This is a genomic window from Marinovum sp. 2_MG-2023, from assembly GCF_030548265.1.
Classification (GTDB): domain Bacteria; phylum Pseudomonadota; class Alphaproteobacteria; order Rhodobacterales; family Rhodobacteraceae; genus Marinovum.
Map to the genome: position 1 here is coordinate 302,113 of NZ_JAUOSD010000003.1, position 14,857 is coordinate 316,969.

The following is a 14,857-nucleotide window of genomic DNA, read 5'->3' on the forward strand; positions in this document are numbered from 1 at the left end:
GGCTAAACACCCGTCCACGGACAGTTGGCCGAGTGGTCGAAGGCGCACGCCTGGAAAGTGTGTAGGCGGGAGACCGTCTCGAGGGTTCGAATCCCTCACTGTCCGCCACGCAGCACCGGTAAGTCTTTGATTTTTATTCGAGATGCACGATGTTACCCTCTTCGTTCCCACATTCGTTCCCACACTTGGCGCTCGTTTGATGGGTCTGCGATTCAACTCAATCTTCGAACAAATCATCACCTGACTCGCCTGTAATCAGGGCGCGCTGTCGTTCGCGGCTGATCTGGCCGTAGCTGCGCAGTGTCGTCAAGACGTCGGTATGACCGAGGTTTTGCGAAGCGGCGACCAATTCTGCGACCGACGTGCAATTCTTGGCAACGTGGCGCGCCAACATGTGGCGAAAGGCGTGCGGGCCGAAGGCATCCAGATTTGCAGCGGCGAAGGCCTCGTTGACGATCTTTCGAACGGGTTCGGTGCTTTTCCAGGAGCGACGCTCGAATCCGTCGGCTAAGAAACCGGTGTTGGATTGCGGCACGATAGCGGTCGCCGGGAACAAGGGGTCGTCCGGGCCATAGAATGCGTCTTCGTCGAGATACGCCATCCAGGCAGCCAAGGCAGTTTCGGCCTCGGGGAAGCCTTGTGCAAAGAAGGTGTCGATACGCTTGCCAAACTTGGTTGCCACCTCTCGCGGGTTCTGTGTGACGGATTTCTCATCGAGATTCACGTGCTTGATCCGCAAGGTGATCAATGCGCCCACACGAATGCCAGTCAGACAAAGCAGCGCGAAAATCGCCTTGTCCCGCATCTCGCGCGGTGTGGTTGCGGGCATCAACTCCAGCGCCCGTTTGGCCTGTTTGACACTGGGCGCAGGGCGGGTCGGTGCGGCGCGCGCTTCGGCCTCATCGCGGCGCGACAGGTTGAAGTAGTCCGCGTCCGCTGCCCTAATCCGGCTGCGAAAGCCATCTTGCTGAGAAAGCCAAAGCGTGAATTCGCGCAGGGTCGCCAGTATGGCGCGGGTGGTGGACTTGCCCAAGGGTTTGCCGCTCGCACTTTTGGCCTGCTCTAGGTGAGACCGGAACCCCATGGCCCATTCGATGTGGAACTTGGCAAAGTCCTTGCGTGCGTTCCACACATCGAAGCGTTCCAGGGCGGCAAGCTCGCGGTCGAGTGTCTTGTCGGAAAGCTGACGCGCGTATTTGCGGTAATCAACGAACCGGCGCTTGAGCCGTTCGTTTTTCTCATTCGGTCGCTTGGTCATGTTGGCCTCCTTTCAGGCGTTCAGCAGGGGGCAATTCGAGTGCCGACCGGACAGGTCGGGAAGTGGAAAAACACGGGGGCCACTGTCCACCACCTTAATGTTCGCTATAGCCGCGTAATTTTGAGGTCGAGGGTCCGGGCGATTTCAGGGATGCTGGCCTCGGCAACCGGCTTGGAAAGGACTGTTTCGCAAGCCTCGCAGAAGGCGATCAGCCTGGCGCGCCCGTCCCTGATTTCGCAATCTGCCATTCCCCCAGCCGCCCGGCGTTCTTTCCGGCAGCAAACGCAGTAGATAGTGTTGATCTGCGTCTTGACCGACCTGCTTTCACGCTTCGCCTTGATGTGGTCTCGCAGATCGTCGCCTCTGATCAGGATGGGCCGCGCGCCATCCATGACGCGCAGTCCGTCCGATGCCCAATTGCGGATTGTCCGGGGAGAGACGCCGGATACCTCCGCCGCCTCTTCGATTGTGTAGCTGCGGTACGCCTTTATCCCGCTCAGACGCGCTTGCTTGGGCATCTGCGCCTCACTCGCCTGCCGGGGTCTCGTTACGCTTCAACCAGTCGCGCAACGCTTCCAGCGTAATCAGGCGGCGCGTGCCGATCTTGACGCTGGTCAACTCGCCAGACGATAAAGCGGCATAGAGCGTGGTCCGCCCGATGCTGCAAAGGCGCGCGGCTTCGTTGGGTGAAACGGCGATGATTTGAGCGGCTTGGGTAATCAGTTCCGGGGTGTTCGTCATGGCTCATTCTCCTGTGTTAGAGCATGAGCGAACCGTGCCGGACGACGGTTGGACAGGAACAGACGGGAGGTTGCTGACCAGTTACTGTCCAGTGCGTATCTTGGTGACGTAGTCTTTGACGCTCGAAAGCGACGGCGGTTTGAGGTCGGGGTGTTTCCTCTCAAAATGAACAAGAACCACTTTCGCCTCTTCATTTCGCCCCAGCATTGCTTGCCCGCTTCGCACTCGTTCTTCGATTATCGCGATCAGCAGATGTCCGAAGCGATTTGGCGCGCCACCCAGATTTCTCGGAGGCACACCCACGAGTGTGCGCGGGTCAGACAACGGCAGCAATCGACCATCCTTTGAGTCCAAATCGACCAACTCGCCTAGGCTTACGGCGACGGTGCCATCAACCGTTGCCGAACCTTCCGCCGTCACAACCAATCGCCAAGTCGATCTCATTTCGCGGGACAAGGCGTCGCCAAGTGCGAGCAGATCGCTTTCGTCGCGGAGGCAGGGGTGGAAAAACAGCATCACGTCGCCTTGATCGGTCTCAATGGCTCCGATTCTCCAAGTAGTTCCGTGTAAAGCGGTCGCCTTTCGGCGCTTACATTCAAAGCTGTCCGCCAAAGCTTGAATCAGTTTAGGAACATCAGGACTGACGGCTTGGACATCTTCGCGCCTGACCGGGACGAAGCCTCGGTCCGGGCAGAAATACCCATAGCACCCGGCCTCGCACACAACCGGCGCAGCGTGCGCCTCTTCGCAGTCATTACACACCACCGATCCCACAACTCCGGATTCGCAAAGATACCCGTTGCGCAGCAGCGCAGCAAAGGCGTGGTTGTCGCCGTAAAACGAGGCAGATCCCTTGCAGCCTTGCGCAATCAACTCGCACAGAAGCAAGAGCGCATTCACTCGATTACCTCAAACAGATCGGCACTGGTCGGCGGTGGGGCCAGCAAGTGCCAGCGTTCCAACAAATCATATACAAATTGCCGATCAGTCTCAGTCTTGTTCGGCAGGGTGGTGGTATTGGGCGAGTTTAACGTGACGGTCAATGTACGCGATGATTTGCCTCCATTTGCTGCCAGGATGATGCGCAGAGTTGCCGCCAAAATTTGCCAACCACCAGCACGCAAGGGCGAAGCCGCGCCAAACCGCCGTTCGAGGAACTGATACAATGTTTCGTCTTCTGCCCTCTTTTCAACCCGGACAAATCCTCCATCAGAAGACCGGAAAGACAGAGATGAAACCTCCACCCTTTCGATCCCATCTGCCGGTTCCATCTCGAAAACTGGCGATTGTCGAAGTGTCTCTAGTTGAACGTCACGACGCGGGATTTCGACGGGTGCCGTGGACTGCGGTGCAAAATTCGCGGAAAATGACTGGAGATATTTGTCGCGCAACTTTTTGCCGCCCTTGGCGCAAATCTCGACGATGCGTTCGCTCGGATCACAGACAACGCCAACTTCCAACACTTTTTGAACGGTTTGTCGCTCAAGGCTCTCCTCACCAAAAGCCAATTCACTGTGGGCGTGTTCTTCGATGTAAATCGTGGCCTGGGTCAGTTTGGTTTCGTCACCTGTCAGTGGATGAATGCGGATCGACTGATACCAATCGGCCTCTCGCTTTCGATGGTCTGGCAATTCCAGAATGTTCACGGTGTCTTTGAGAAACCCTTCGCGGGCGTTTTGCTGGTCAAGCACCCACGGATTTCCATCATCAGGGAATTGAAACCGCGCCCATTGCTTACCGCCGTGCCGCCGCATAAGCGAGGTTTGAACGTTCACACGGTCGATCATGCGGGGATGCTGGGTGGCCAGCATCAAGAGCACGTCTTGTACGCCTTCCAATCCCTCCAGATCAATGCCTTGCCCCGCGCAAACCTGAGTTGCGCCAGTCATACCGGTGTCATCTGAAAGGCTGGCCAGCAGCTCCAATTCCGCTTTCACGGTGTCCTGTTGCCGGTCGGGCAAATCCTCCAGCAAATCTTCAATCGACCGAACCAAAGCAGTACCACGTCCCTCGCTTGTCCAATCGAAATCCTCGGGCAAATCGACGCCTCTTTTTTCCAGGAAACCTCGAAGACTTTCCGAGGGGGATTTCCGAATGAATCCGCTGAACGATGCCATATCTTGCGCCTTATGGTTTCATTTCGGCCAAATATGGGGTCCGCGTCTGTTCCGCGCAAGTTGTTTGTGTTCAAATTCAATACCGCGACGCGGCTTTGCCCATTGTAAAGCCGAGAAATGGTCTGTTACTGAATAGGCCAATACCGATTTTTAGAAAGTACAGATTTAGTGGCACCAGATTCTCGAAAAGCCGATCTCGACTTTGCAGCCGATCTCTTCAAAGCCGCAGACAAAATGCGGGGCGGGCTTGAACCCTCGGAATACAAACACGTTGCGCTTGGTCTGATCTTCCTCAAATACATCTCCGAAGCCTTCCAGGCCATGCACGATCAGCTTGCGCAAGAAGACCTTGCAGATCCCGAAGACCCCGAGGAATACCTCGCCGAAAACGTCTTCTGGGTTCCGGAAACCGCCCGCTGGTCGCACATCCAGGACAATGCCCGCTCGGAAAACATCGGCAAGATCATCGACGACGCGATGGAGGCCATCGAGGCAGAACCCACCAACGAAACCCTCAAGGGTGTTCTGCCCAAGAACTACGCCCGCCCCACGCTCGACAAGACCATGCTGGGCGAACTGGTGGACCTCTTCTCGAACATCAAGATGCACGACAGCACGGACCGGGCGCGCGATCTTCTGGGTCGGGTCTATGAATACTTCATCTCGGGCTTTGCCAGTGCCGAAGGCAAGCGCGGGGGAGAGTTCTTCACGCCCCGTTCCGTTGTCCGCACGCTGGTTGAAATGCTCGAACCCTATCAAGGCCGCGTCTATGACCCTTGCTGCGGATCGGGCGGCATGTTTATTCAGTCCGAGAAGTTCATCGAGGAACACGGCGGCAACCCGCTGAACCTTGCCGTCTATGGGCAAGAGATCAACCATACCACATGGCGGCTGGCCAAGATGAACCTTGCGGTGCACGGCATCGACGCCGACATCGCCTGGGACAGCGCGGGCAGCTTTCATCAGGACAAGCACCCAAGCCTCAAGGCCGACTACATCCTCGCCAACCCGCCCTTCAACATCTCGGATTGGGGCGGCGAGCGGCTGACCGAGGATGACCGCTGGCAATACGGCATCCCGCCCAAGGGCAACGCCAACTTTGCATGGATACAGCACATCATCCACCATCTCGCCCCGCGCGGTCATGCCGGGGTGGTGCTGGCCAATGGGTCCATGTCGTCGCAAACCAGCGGCGAGGGCGAGATCAGGAAGCGGCTGATCGAGGAAGACCGCGTCGATTGCATGGTCGCCATGCCGGGGCAGTTGTTCTATTCCACGCAAATTCCCGTCTGCCTATGGATTTTGAGCCGGGACAAGTCCGCCAACGGGTTGCGTGATCGGCGCGGAGAGGTGCTGTTCATCGACGCCCGCAACATGGGCCACATGGTGGACCGGGTGCGGCGCGAGTTCTCGGAGGAGGATATCGAGAGGATCGCTGGCACCTACCGCCGCTGGCGCGCCAAGCCCGAGACGCTGGAGGCGAAAGGCTGGGACGCCTACGCCGACGAGGCCGGGTTCTGCAAATCCGAAGGGCTGGAGACCATCCGCAAGTTCGACCACGTACTGACCCCAGGGCGTTACGTCGGGGCGGCTGAGGATAATGGCGACGCGGTGCCGTTTGGCAAAAGGTACGCAGAACTATCGTCGCGACTAGATCAGCAATTCTCTGAAAGTGACAGGTTAACAGAAGTTATTCGAGCAACCAGTTTGGGTGCCGCCATCAATGTCTGACGTCGGAACTATACTAGTCGGCGATCTTGTCAAAGAGGGCATCGTGGAGTTGCAAACCGGACCTTTCGGATCACAACTGCACGCTCATGATTACGTCGAAGTCGGCGTCCCAGTTGTCCCAACTGAGGCCATAAGGGAGCGCAGAATAAACCGCTCGGTGTTGCCGCAAATATCTGGTTCTAAGGCCGCCGAACTAAGGAAACACGCCCTTAAGGCAAATGACATCCTGTTTGCACGACGTGGTGTGCAGGCAACGGGTCACACGGCTTTCGTCAGGAAGGACGAGACGGGTTTTATCTGCAGCACAGGTGCCATTCGGTTGAGGGTAGCAGAAGACAATGGAATTGTTCTGCCTGAGTTTCTGTCTCACGTATTTGCAGACCGAACATCAATCGAGTGGTTCAAGTTTCATGCGATTGGCGCGACCATGCCGAATTTAAATGAAGGCATCGTAAAGTCGTTTCCACTATTGCTTCCTCCGATTGATGAACAGAAGAGCATTGGAGAAGCGCTCTCTGCTCTCGACGACAAGATCGAGTTGAACCGGCGGATGAATGAGACGTTGGAAGAGATGGCGCGGGCGTTGTTTCGGGATTGGTTCGTTGATTTCGGCCCCACGCGCCGCCAAATGGAAGGCGCAACCGACCCCGCCGCCATCATGGGCCACGCCTTCCCCCCCGAAAAAGCAGCTACCCTCGTCCCACTGTTTCCAGCGGGTTTAGGAGCCGATGGATTGCCAGAGGGTTGGGGTATGGGGCGACTGGATGATTGGGCGGTTTCATCCTCAAACACAGTTAAGCCGGAAGAAGTTGAGCAAGAAACGAGCTACATTGGGTTGGAGCATATGCCGCGCCGTTCCATCGCACTTGGGCAATTTGCAACGGCTGCCAAAGTTACGTCGAATAAAGCCCGCTTTCACACCGGCCAGGTCCTCTTTGGAAAGCTCCGACCTTACTTCCACAAGGTCGGTATCGCGCCATGTGACGGCATTTGCTCAACCGACATTGTTGTTGCAGATGGAAAAAAGAAAGAGTTCCGCCCATTTGTTGCAACGCTGATGTCGACAAATGAATTTGTTGCGTACACCAATCAAAGCTCGACGGGCACCAAGATGCCGAGAACAAGCTGGAAGCTCATGCGAGCATATGCGGTCCCTAAGGCTCCATTGGAACTGGTGCAGGTTTTTGGCGATTTGGCACAGCCAATGCATGACAAAATCTTGCATTCGGTGTCCGAAAACCAAACCCTCGCCGCCCTCCGCGATCTCCTCCTGCCCAATCTCATGTCCGGCGAAGTCCAACTAAAAGACGCGGAGCCGGTGCTTTGATCAGCGACAAGCGAAAACGAAGGCAAGCTGCGAGCGCCGCAAAAGGGCATTTCAAAAAGGCCGTGAATTCCTTGACTGCCAAGTTCGGGATGGCCTCTGCTTTCGAGCTAACACATAATGAGCGTTTGGCGTCAATGGGTGCAACTGGCTTTCCCAACCGTCACATCCATGTCGCCAAGAGATGGTTTCACTGGGGCTTTCAGGAAACGCTCATCGGGTGGTCGCTCCTGATCCTGCTCGTTTTGTATCTTATCGTGCAAATCTTTGGTGCGGATGTCGGCGCAGAAAACCTCTGGACCGAGTACTGGGGGCTAATCTTCGATGTGCTCGTGATCCTGGTTGGATTCGGACTGATCCAGAATTGGAAGCAACGGCGCGAGGACGTGTCGAGGCAGCATGAATTGATCGAAGACTTTCGCCAGTGGGACAACGAAGAAGCAGGACACAGAATACTCGGAGCCATTCGCCGTCTAAGCAGACTGGGTATAACTAGCTTCGACTTCACCGGCGGCACGCTTCGAAACGTAAATTTCTACAGTAGCGGCATCAAAAGCATCGTTGGGTCGAGGCTTTCGGGACGTTCCGGAGGCTTTTGGGCAGACGAGTTTTTGACGAAAGCATCTGTTTTCGAGAAAGTGGACTTTTCACGCTTGGACTGTCGAGACGTCCAGTTTGATCGAGTTGCGACAATCAACAGACACCCCATTGGGCCAGCCGCCGTGTACCAAAACTGCAATTTTTGGGAGGCGGACCTGCAAATGAGTGTGTTTGACGGAGCAGTGATACATTGGGACGAACCCGCACCTGACGATATGTTTGAGATCATTGACGAAGATGAAGACGGCAGCCCCATTCGCTCGAAGGTCGTGACAAGTCGGTTCAACGAAACAAATTTAGCTCACGCTTCTTTTAAAGGTTGCAGTTTCAAGAACGCAGATTTCCGAGATGCCTTCAACATCGAGCAAGCTGATTTCCGTGGCGCAAAGGGATTAGATGACTGCTTGTTCGATGAGGCAATCAAGGAGAAGGTCATTGCCCAGTCGAAAGAGCCGATTAAATGAGTGCAAATCAGATTTTCCGACGTGCTGCCTCAAGCTGGATAGCCGTTAAGGCCCTATTCTATGATCCAAAGGTAAGTCGATGAGCTTTACCGAAGACCTCGTCGAACAAGTCGCCCTTGGCATCCTGCAAGACCTGGGCTGGCGCTATGAAGACCCGATCTCGATTGCCCCCGATGGGCCGGACAGGCGGCGGGTGTCGAACACCGAGACGCTCTTGCCAGGGCTGCTGCAAGAAGCGGCAAAGCGGCTCAATCCGGGAATCCCAGACGATGCGTTGCGGGCGGCGTTGAAGCAGGTGCAGATTACCGAAACACCCTCTCTGATAGAGGAAAATCGGCGCATTCACCGGTTGCTGGTCGATGGCATCGACGTGGAATACCGCCGCCCCGATGGCTCGATCAAAGGCGACAAGGTGCGGCTGATCGACTTCGCCAACCCTGCGAACAACGACCTGATGGTGACAAACCAATTCACGGTGGTCGAAGGCGGGCATAACCGCCGCCCGGATGTCGTGGCTCTCGTGAATGGCTTGCCGTTGGTGGTGATCGAATTGAAGAACGCCGCAAACGAGAACACGACGATTGAAAGCGCGTTCAACCAGCTTCAGACCTACAAGGCGCAGATCCCCTCACTCTTTCGCACCAATGCGGCGCTGCTGACGTCTGACGGGTTGTTGGCGCGGATCGGGTCTCTGAGCGCCGGAGAGGACCGGTTCATGCCCTGGCGGACCGTGACGGGTGCGCAGGACGATTTCACGCCTGAAGGTCCGAAGGAGATGGAGACGTTGCTGCGCGGGATGATGCAGCCGGAAAACCTCCTGCAACTGATCCGTGATTTCACAGTGTTCGGTGACAAGGGCGACGGAGTTTTCAAGATCATCGCCGGGTATCACCAGTTCCACGGGGCGCGCAAAGCGTTGGCCAGCGCGGTAGATGCGGTGGGCGAGGATGGCGACCGCAAGGTTGGGGTGATCTGGCACACTCAAGGCTCAGGCAAAAGCTATCTGATGGCGTTTTTTGCCGGGCTTCTGGTTCGCGCGCCAGAACTGCAAAACCCGACGATTCTGGTGGTGACGGACCGGAACGATCTGGACGACCAGTTATTCGGCACGTTTTCGCTATGTCGAGACCTGATCCGGCAGACCCCGGAACAGATCGCGGACCGCGACGATCTGCGCGACAAGCTGAACAGGAAATCGGGTGGCGTGATCTTTTCCACGCTCCAGAAGTTTTCGCCAATGGCCGGGGAAGAGGATTTCCCCATGCTTTCAGATCGCAAGAACATCATCGTCATTGCGGATGAGGCGCACCGCAGCCAATACGGCTTTGACGCCAAGTTGAACCGGTCTACAGGTGCGCGGCGCTACGGTTATGCGCACTATCTTAGGCAGGCATTGCCGAACGCTTCTTTCGCGGGTTTCACAGGGACGCCAATTGAAGCCGCCGATGTGAACACTCCTGCTGTGTTTGGCCAGTATGTTGATATCTACGACATCAGCCGTGCGGTCGAAGATAAGGCGACCGTTCCAATCTATTATGAAAGCCGCCTGGCCCGCGTCGAACTTGAGCAAGAAAAACTGCCCGAAATTGACGCTGCGGTGGACGCGTTGTTTGACGATGAAAGCCTGTCTGAACAGGAGCGGGCCAAGGCAAGCTGGAGCAAAGTTGAGCGTTTGGTCGGCGCGCCACCGAGGCTCGACAAGGTTGCGCAAGACATCGTTGAACACTTCGAACACAGGCAGGAGGGTTTGGCCGGTAAGGGCATGGTGGTTTGCATGAGCCGTGCGATCTGCGTGGACCTCTACAAGAGGATAGTTGCCTTGCGTCCTGATTGGCATTCGGAGAACGACACGGAGGGGGCGGTCAAGGTCGTGATGACCGGCTCTGCTTCAGACCCGCTCGACTGGCAGCAGCACATCGGAACCAAGACGCGCCGCGATCAATTGGCAAAGAGAGCGCGCGATCCTGTTGATCCGCTCAAACTGGTCATCGTTCGCGATATGTGGCTGACCGGGTTTGACGCACCCAGTATGCACACGATGTATATCGACAAGCCAATGCGCGGCCATGGCCTTATGCAGGCGATTGCACGGGTCAACAGGGTCTTCAAGGACAAGCCCGGCGGATTGGTGGTGGATTACATTGGGATAGGGCAAAACCTGAAGAAGGCCCTTCAGAACTACACTGCCACTGACCGAGAAAAGACGGGGATTGACGAAGAAGAAGCGGTTGCCGCGCTTCAAGAGCTTGTTGAGAAGTGTCGGGATTTCTTTGCAGGTTTCAACTATCAACCGGGTATTGATGGTGCGCCACAAGAGAGATTGCAGGCACTTGCAGCAGCGATTGAATGGACTCTAAAAGTTCAGAAAGAACGAGCGGACAACTCAAGCGAAGAGAAGGCGAAAAAAGAAGAAAGAAACTTCTTTGCCGATCTGGTCGCCAACCTGTCCAAGGCTTTTTCGTTGGCAGCCGCCAGCGACTATGCTCAAGGCGTCAAACAGGAGGTTGGGTTTTTTCAAGCAGTCCGGGCGGCACAGGCAAAATCCGCTCCAAGGTCTGGATTGAGCAAACGAGACAAAGAGTTTGCCGTCGGGCAACTAATTTCAGAAGCCATAGCCGACGCCAGCATCATCGATGTTCTTGCCGCCGCCGGGATGAAGACACCGGAGATTTCGGTCCTGTCGGAAGAGTTTTTGTCCGAAGTCCAGGCAATGGAACAAAAAAATCTGGCGCTCGAAGCTCTCCGAAAACTGCTGTCGGGCGAAATTATGTCCCGACAAAAGCGCAACGTGGTCGAAGCAAAAGCATTTTCGGAGCGCCTTGAAGCCGCAGTCGCAAGGTATCACGCGAACGCGATAACGAGCCTTGAGATGATTCAAGCACTGATCGAAATGGCTAAGGATTTGAAAACCTCGGTCGAGCGTGGCGAGAAACTTGGCTTAGGGGAGGAGGAACTTGCCTTCTACGATGCGCTTGCTCAGAATCAAAGTGCCGTCGAGGTTTTGGGCAATGAGGAATTGCGAAAACTGGCGCATGTACTTGTCGAACAATTGCAGCAAAACGTCACCGTAGATTGGCATCGAAAAGAAAGCGCCCGTGCAAAACTTCGTGTGCTTGTTCGACGAATATTGAAAAAATATGGTTATCCACCGGACTTAGCTCCCGTGGCAATCAATACAGTTTTGAGTCAAGCTGAGACGCTACTGCAATGGAACGGCGCGCGTTGAAGTTATTACCTTCATGCCAGTTTTGAAAATGAGACGATTTTGGAACCCCGGTTTCCGTTTGTCACAACCATAGCCCAAGCTTCCATCAATTTCTGCCGCTTCTCAAAGAGGTCAGACCGTGCGTAAGCGGCCTCGGCCCTATCTTTGATCCCGTGCGCCAGCGCTGCTTCAATCACTTCACGGGGGAAACCGGTTGTTTCGCCCGCCCAATCGCGGAAGGTGGAGCGGAAACCGTGTACGGTGATTCCATCACGCCCCATGCGGCGCAACACAGCCGTCATGCTCATGTCCGAGATGGGCTTGCCCGGTTTGGCTTCGCTTCCGAATACCAATGCAGCATCGTCTTTTCGGGTGCCCAGCAAGGCCATGGCGTTTCCGCTCAATGGTACGCGGTGTTCCTTGCCTGCTTTCATCCTGCTACCGGGGATAGTCCAAATGCTGTTTTCAGGATCGACTTCGCCCCACGTCATACCGCGCGTCTCGCCCGAGCGTGCCGCCGTCAAGATAGTGAAAGCAAGTGCGCGAGAGGCGACACCAGAACGCTCGGACAATTCACACATGAACGCAGCGATTTCAGAATGGGGCAGGGCCGGGTGGTGTTTGACCGCGCGTACCTTGGTTGGTTTAGGCAACAGGTGGTCTAGATGCCCGCGCCATCGGGCTGGGTTGTCGCCAGCCCGGATGCCAAGCGCCGTGGCATAGTCGATCACGGCTTCGATGCGCTGGCGCACACGGTTGGCGGTTTCCGGCTTTTTCGACCAGATCGGGGAGAGCGCGCCGATCACGTCGGCGGTTTTAACCTTGGCAACCTGCATTTGCCCAATTTTCGGGAAGACATAGGCTTCGAGGGTCGAGGTCCATTGCGCGGCATGCTTGGCGTTTTTCCAACCGGAGCGTTTGCTTTCGATTAACTCAAGCGCTGCGTCTCTGAACGTCTTGGGTTTGGCCTGCTGTTTCTTGGCAATCGGGTCTTCGCCCAATGCAATGAGCCGCCGCGCTTCGGACGCGCGCTCTCTCGCCATGGCGAGGCTCACATCTGGGTAAGGCCCAAGGCCAAGATCGCGCCGTCGTCCATGCACCTGATAACGCAACACCCAAGAGCGCGCGCCAGATGGTTTGACATAAAGGAAAAGCCCGCGTCCATCACCGTGCCGCCCCGGCTTTGCAGTTTCAGCCTTGCGTGCGCTAAGAGCCATGATCGTTCCCACATCTGTTCCCACACCTAATCATGGTTTAGCGCGAACTTGCACGAACATCAACAGCCTTGCGTGTATTTAAATCACTGAAATTAATATGTTATACCGATCACGGCTGAACGACTTTGGACGCGAAGAAACCGGGATTCTACGGACTCACTGTCCGCCACTTGCCCTTGAGAAACTGTTCTCCCGATCCGGCCGAGGCCGGATTTTTCCGTGTTTTCAAAGGGGTTTGCCGAACAGGCTGAACACCACCTTGCCCGCAATCGGCGCAAAACCCGTTCTCTCGGCGGGCTTTTCTCTGAACCTCATGACTGCACCCATTTGGTGAATTTCTTTCAGAGCCCTGACAATAAAGCATTTTCTGGAGCCATGACCTGAACACTTCGACGTCGGAGGCGTTCGGCAAGAACCCTCGTCCGGCCTGATGCTTGAGCGGTACGCGAGCCCAATGGTACAGCCGTGTCCCCTTTGCGCCTTCGCCGGTGCTGAGCGCCCGCCAGGCCCCGGCGGGCAACTCGGCGATCATCGTCCGGGGATCGGTTTGCACCAGAGGCCACTCCTCCAGGAACCGCAGTGCATGATTTGAGCGTACCGCCAGCACGTAGGCCTTTGCGTGATCATCTCGCAGGCCATGGCAGGCTTTGTCGCAAAGGCCACCTTATCGGGCAAATTATCGACCTACCCTTTGTTCGTGGACAAAATACAGGACGTGGTCGGCCTGTACATGCCGCCGCCCAACCGGACTATCGTATTGTGTTTGGCCGAGAAATTTCAGATCCGAGCTCTGGATCGCGAGCAACCCGTCCCGCAGGCGACCCCCGGTGCCGCCGAGCGGCGCATTCACACCTGCCTGCGCAACGGGACCACAACGCTCTTTGCCGCGCTCGATGTTGCGGCCGGAGCGGCGGTCGGAAAATGCTACAAGCGTCATCGCGCAAAGGAGCTTTTGGACTTCCTCAAGAAACTGGATCGCAATTTGCCGGAGGGTCCAGACGTGCATCTGGTGTTGGACAACACGGCGACGCACAAAACTCCAAAAGTGAAGGCGTGGCTTGCCCGCCGTCCGCATTGGTGCGTCCACTTCACGCCGACATCTACAAGTTGGCTGAACCAGATTGAACGCAGGTTTGCGGAATTGAACCGAAAGAAAATCCAACGCGGTGTGCACCGATCCGTCACCGACCTTGAGGCAGATATCATGGCATTCATCGAGGCACACAACGACAACCAAAAGCCCTACAAATGGATCAAGTCGGCCGACGAAATCCTCGCATCCGACAAACGCCTCCGCCTAAAGACAATGAACCTAAATCCGATTTCGGGTGACTAGCGCACATCGACAAGCAATTATTTTTCTAGGGGGAGCGTTCGATTCAATCTAAGGTTGGGCGATTCTTCTCTATTCATAGGCCCTACGATGCAATTTTCCCATCAATATGTGTTCAAAGTTTGCGCTGTGTCTTTGGCAATGATTGCTGCTGATGTGACCATCTCAACAGTCACCTCGCCTGCCCACGCGATGAAGTTATTTGGCGGCAAGAAAAAAAATAAGAAAAAGAAAGTACCGGTGACGGCTCCTGCCGGCACCAATGCCGGGACGGGGCCGACCGAACAATACAGCACGATACCAAACGCGCCTCAAACTGTGTATTCGAGCGCTGGATTGCCGTTGCAGCAATCCACGTATGATGTCGTGACGCAGGATCAATTGTTGCCATTACCAGAGGACGCCGTGACACTTGGCGATGGCGTTCGTACGGGTGCTGCCGGAACTTTTCATCAGGATGGGCAATACGGGACTTTCAGCACGACGGCGAACCCTGGGGCCGGGCATTATGAAGCTGCCGAAGCGCCGATCCGTGGCCAAGAAATCGCTGAACACCACGGCCCAATGGGCTATGAAAATGGCGAGATTGTATATGGCGAATTGTCGCCAGATGCGGGTAGGCAGATCTACACGAAACTGCCGCCTGAACAAAGGCAAGAATTGATTTATGTGGACTTGCCTCCCGAAGAGGAGCTGCAAGCGAGAGCCGAGCTGGAAGCCACAGTTGCGGAAGAAACTGCAATAGCTGAAGAAACGGCGGCGGCGGAATCGCAGGCAGCGCACGAACAAGCCGTAAAGGCCGAATTCAAGGCCAACTTGAATAAAATTCTTAAAAAACACTAACGCCAAAATTGTGAGTATTCAGTC

The 14,857-nt window shown here is 55.8% G+C and carries 12 protein-coding genes and 1 tRNA gene; 7 read left to right on the plus strand and 6 right to left on the minus strand.

Going from position 1 to position 14,857, the window contains the following annotated elements; all coding sequences use genetic code 11:
- The first annotated feature begins 18 nt into the window (after positions 1-18).
- Positions 19-108 (plus strand) — tRNA-Ser (locus Q4577_RS06055).
- Positions 109-217: 109 nt separating this feature from the next.
- On the opposite strand, the gene Q4577_RS06060 is transcribed toward Q4577_RS06055, so the two are convergent.
- From Q4577_RS06060 to Q4577_RS06080, 5 genes are all read right to left on the minus strand, one after another.
- Positions 218-1,258 (minus strand): tyrosine-type recombinase/integrase, encoded by a 1,041-nt coding sequence (locus Q4577_RS06060; RefSeq protein ID WP_303469750.1) that lies wholly within the window; start codon positions 1,256-1,258, stop codon positions 218-220.
- A gap of 104 nt (positions 1,259-1,362) precedes the next feature.
- A complete protein-coding gene (locus Q4577_RS06065; protein ID WP_303469748.1) occupies positions 1,363-1,776 on the minus strand; it encodes a helix-turn-helix domain-containing protein in 414 nt (137 codons plus the stop codon).
- Between the two features lie 7 nt (positions 1,777-1,783).
- On the minus strand, positions 1,784-1,999 hold the full coding sequence (locus tag Q4577_RS06070) for a helix-turn-helix domain-containing protein (RefSeq protein ID WP_303469746.1): 216 nt from the start codon (positions 1,997-1,999) through the stop codon (positions 1,784-1,786).
- An 81-nt stretch (positions 2,000-2,080) separates the two neighbouring features.
- Positions 2,081-2,899, minus strand: coding sequence for a hypothetical protein (locus tag Q4577_RS06075; protein WP_303469745.1), 819 nt, complete (start codon positions 2,897-2,899; stop codon positions 2,081-2,083).
- On the minus strand, positions 2,896-4,116 hold the full coding sequence (locus Q4577_RS06080) for a hypothetical protein (RefSeq protein ID WP_303469744.1): 1,221 nt from the start codon (positions 4,114-4,116) through the stop codon (positions 2,896-2,898). The genes Q4577_RS06075 and Q4577_RS06080 overlap by 4 nt, the downstream gene beginning before the upstream one ends.
- Positions 4,117-4,284: 168 nt before the next feature.
- Here Q4577_RS06080 and Q4577_RS06085 point away from each other — a divergent pair, with 168 nt between their 5' ends.
- From Q4577_RS06085 to Q4577_RS06100, 4 genes are all read left to right on the plus strand, one after another.
- A complete protein-coding gene (locus Q4577_RS06085; protein ID WP_303469742.1) occupies positions 4,285-5,847 on the plus strand; it encodes a class I SAM-dependent DNA methyltransferase in 1,563 nt (520 codons plus the stop codon).
- Entirely contained in the window at positions 5,840-7,174 is a 1,335-nt protein-coding gene (locus Q4577_RS06090) for a restriction endonuclease subunit S (RefSeq protein ID WP_303469740.1), read from the plus strand. Before Q4577_RS06085 ends, Q4577_RS06090 begins: the two co-directional genes overlap by 8 nt.
- Positions 7,171-8,235, plus strand: a complete 1,065-nt coding sequence (locus tag Q4577_RS06095; RefSeq protein ID WP_303469738.1) for a pentapeptide repeat-containing protein — start codon at positions 7,171-7,173, stop codon at positions 8,233-8,235. The genes Q4577_RS06090 and Q4577_RS06095 overlap by 4 nt, the downstream gene beginning before the upstream one ends.
- A gap of 79 nt (positions 8,236-8,314) precedes the next feature.
- The gene (locus tag Q4577_RS06100; RefSeq protein ID WP_303469736.1) at positions 8,315-11,461 is read left to right on the plus strand and encodes a type I restriction endonuclease subunit R; all 3,147 of its coding nucleotides are present in this window, start codon (positions 8,315-8,317) and stop codon (positions 11,459-11,461) included.
- Between the two features lie 11 nt (positions 11,462-11,472).
- Here Q4577_RS06100 and Q4577_RS06105 read toward each other — a convergent pair whose 3' ends face one another.
- On the minus strand, positions 11,473-12,657 hold the full coding sequence (locus Q4577_RS06105) for an integrase arm-type DNA-binding domain-containing protein (RefSeq protein ID WP_303469735.1): 1,185 nt from the start codon (positions 12,655-12,657) through the stop codon (positions 11,473-11,475).
- 637 nt (positions 12,658-13,294) lie between these two features.
- On the opposite strand from Q4577_RS06105, the gene Q4577_RS06110 reads away from it, so the two are divergent.
- Together Q4577_RS06110 and Q4577_RS06115 are read left to right on the plus strand one after the other, a co-directional pair.
- On the plus strand, positions 13,295-13,993 hold the full coding sequence (locus Q4577_RS06110; RefSeq protein WP_303469871.1) for an IS630 family transposase: 699 nt from the start codon (positions 13,295-13,297) through the stop codon (positions 13,991-13,993).
- Positions 13,994-14,080: 87 nt separating this feature from the next.
- A complete protein-coding gene (locus Q4577_RS06115) occupies positions 14,081-14,833 on the plus strand; it encodes a hypothetical protein (protein ID WP_303469734.1) in 753 nt (250 codons plus the stop codon).
- Positions 14,834-14,857 lie beyond the last annotated feature (24 nt).

Coding starts and splice junctions, on each gene's coding strand:
- Q4577_RS06060 (WP_303469750.1), bottom strand. CDS start 1,258: ATGACCAAGCGACCGAATGAGAAAAACGAACGGCTCAAGCGCCGGTTC.
- Q4577_RS06065 (WP_303469748.1), bottom strand. CDS start 1,776: ATGCCCAAGCAAGCGCGTCTGAGCGGGATAAAGGCGTACCGCAGCTAC.
- Q4577_RS06070 (WP_303469746.1), bottom strand. CDS start 1,999: ATGACGAACACCCCGGAACTGATTACCCAAGCCGCTCAAATCATCGCC.
- Q4577_RS06080 (WP_303469744.1), bottom strand. CDS start 4,116: ATGGCATCGTTCAGCGGATTCATTCGGAAATCCCCCTCGGAAAGTCTT.
- Q4577_RS06090 (WP_303469740.1), top strand. CDS start 5,840: ATGTCTGACGTCGGAACTATACTAGTCGGCGATCTTGTCAAAGAGGGC.
- Q4577_RS06100 (WP_303469736.1), top strand. CDS start 8,315: ATGAGCTTTACCGAAGACCTCGTCGAACAAGTCGCCCTTGGCATCCTG.
- Q4577_RS06105 (WP_303469735.1), bottom strand. CDS start 12,657: ATGGCTCTTAGCGCACGCAAGGCTGAAACTGCAAAGCCGGGGCGGCAC.
- Q4577_RS06110 (WP_303469871.1), top strand. CDS start 13,295: ATGGCAGGCTTTGTCGCAAAGGCCACCTTATCGGGCAAATTATCGACC.
- Q4577_RS06115 (WP_303469734.1), top strand. CDS start 14,081: ATGCAATTTTCCCATCAATATGTGTTCAAAGTTTGCGCTGTGTCTTTG.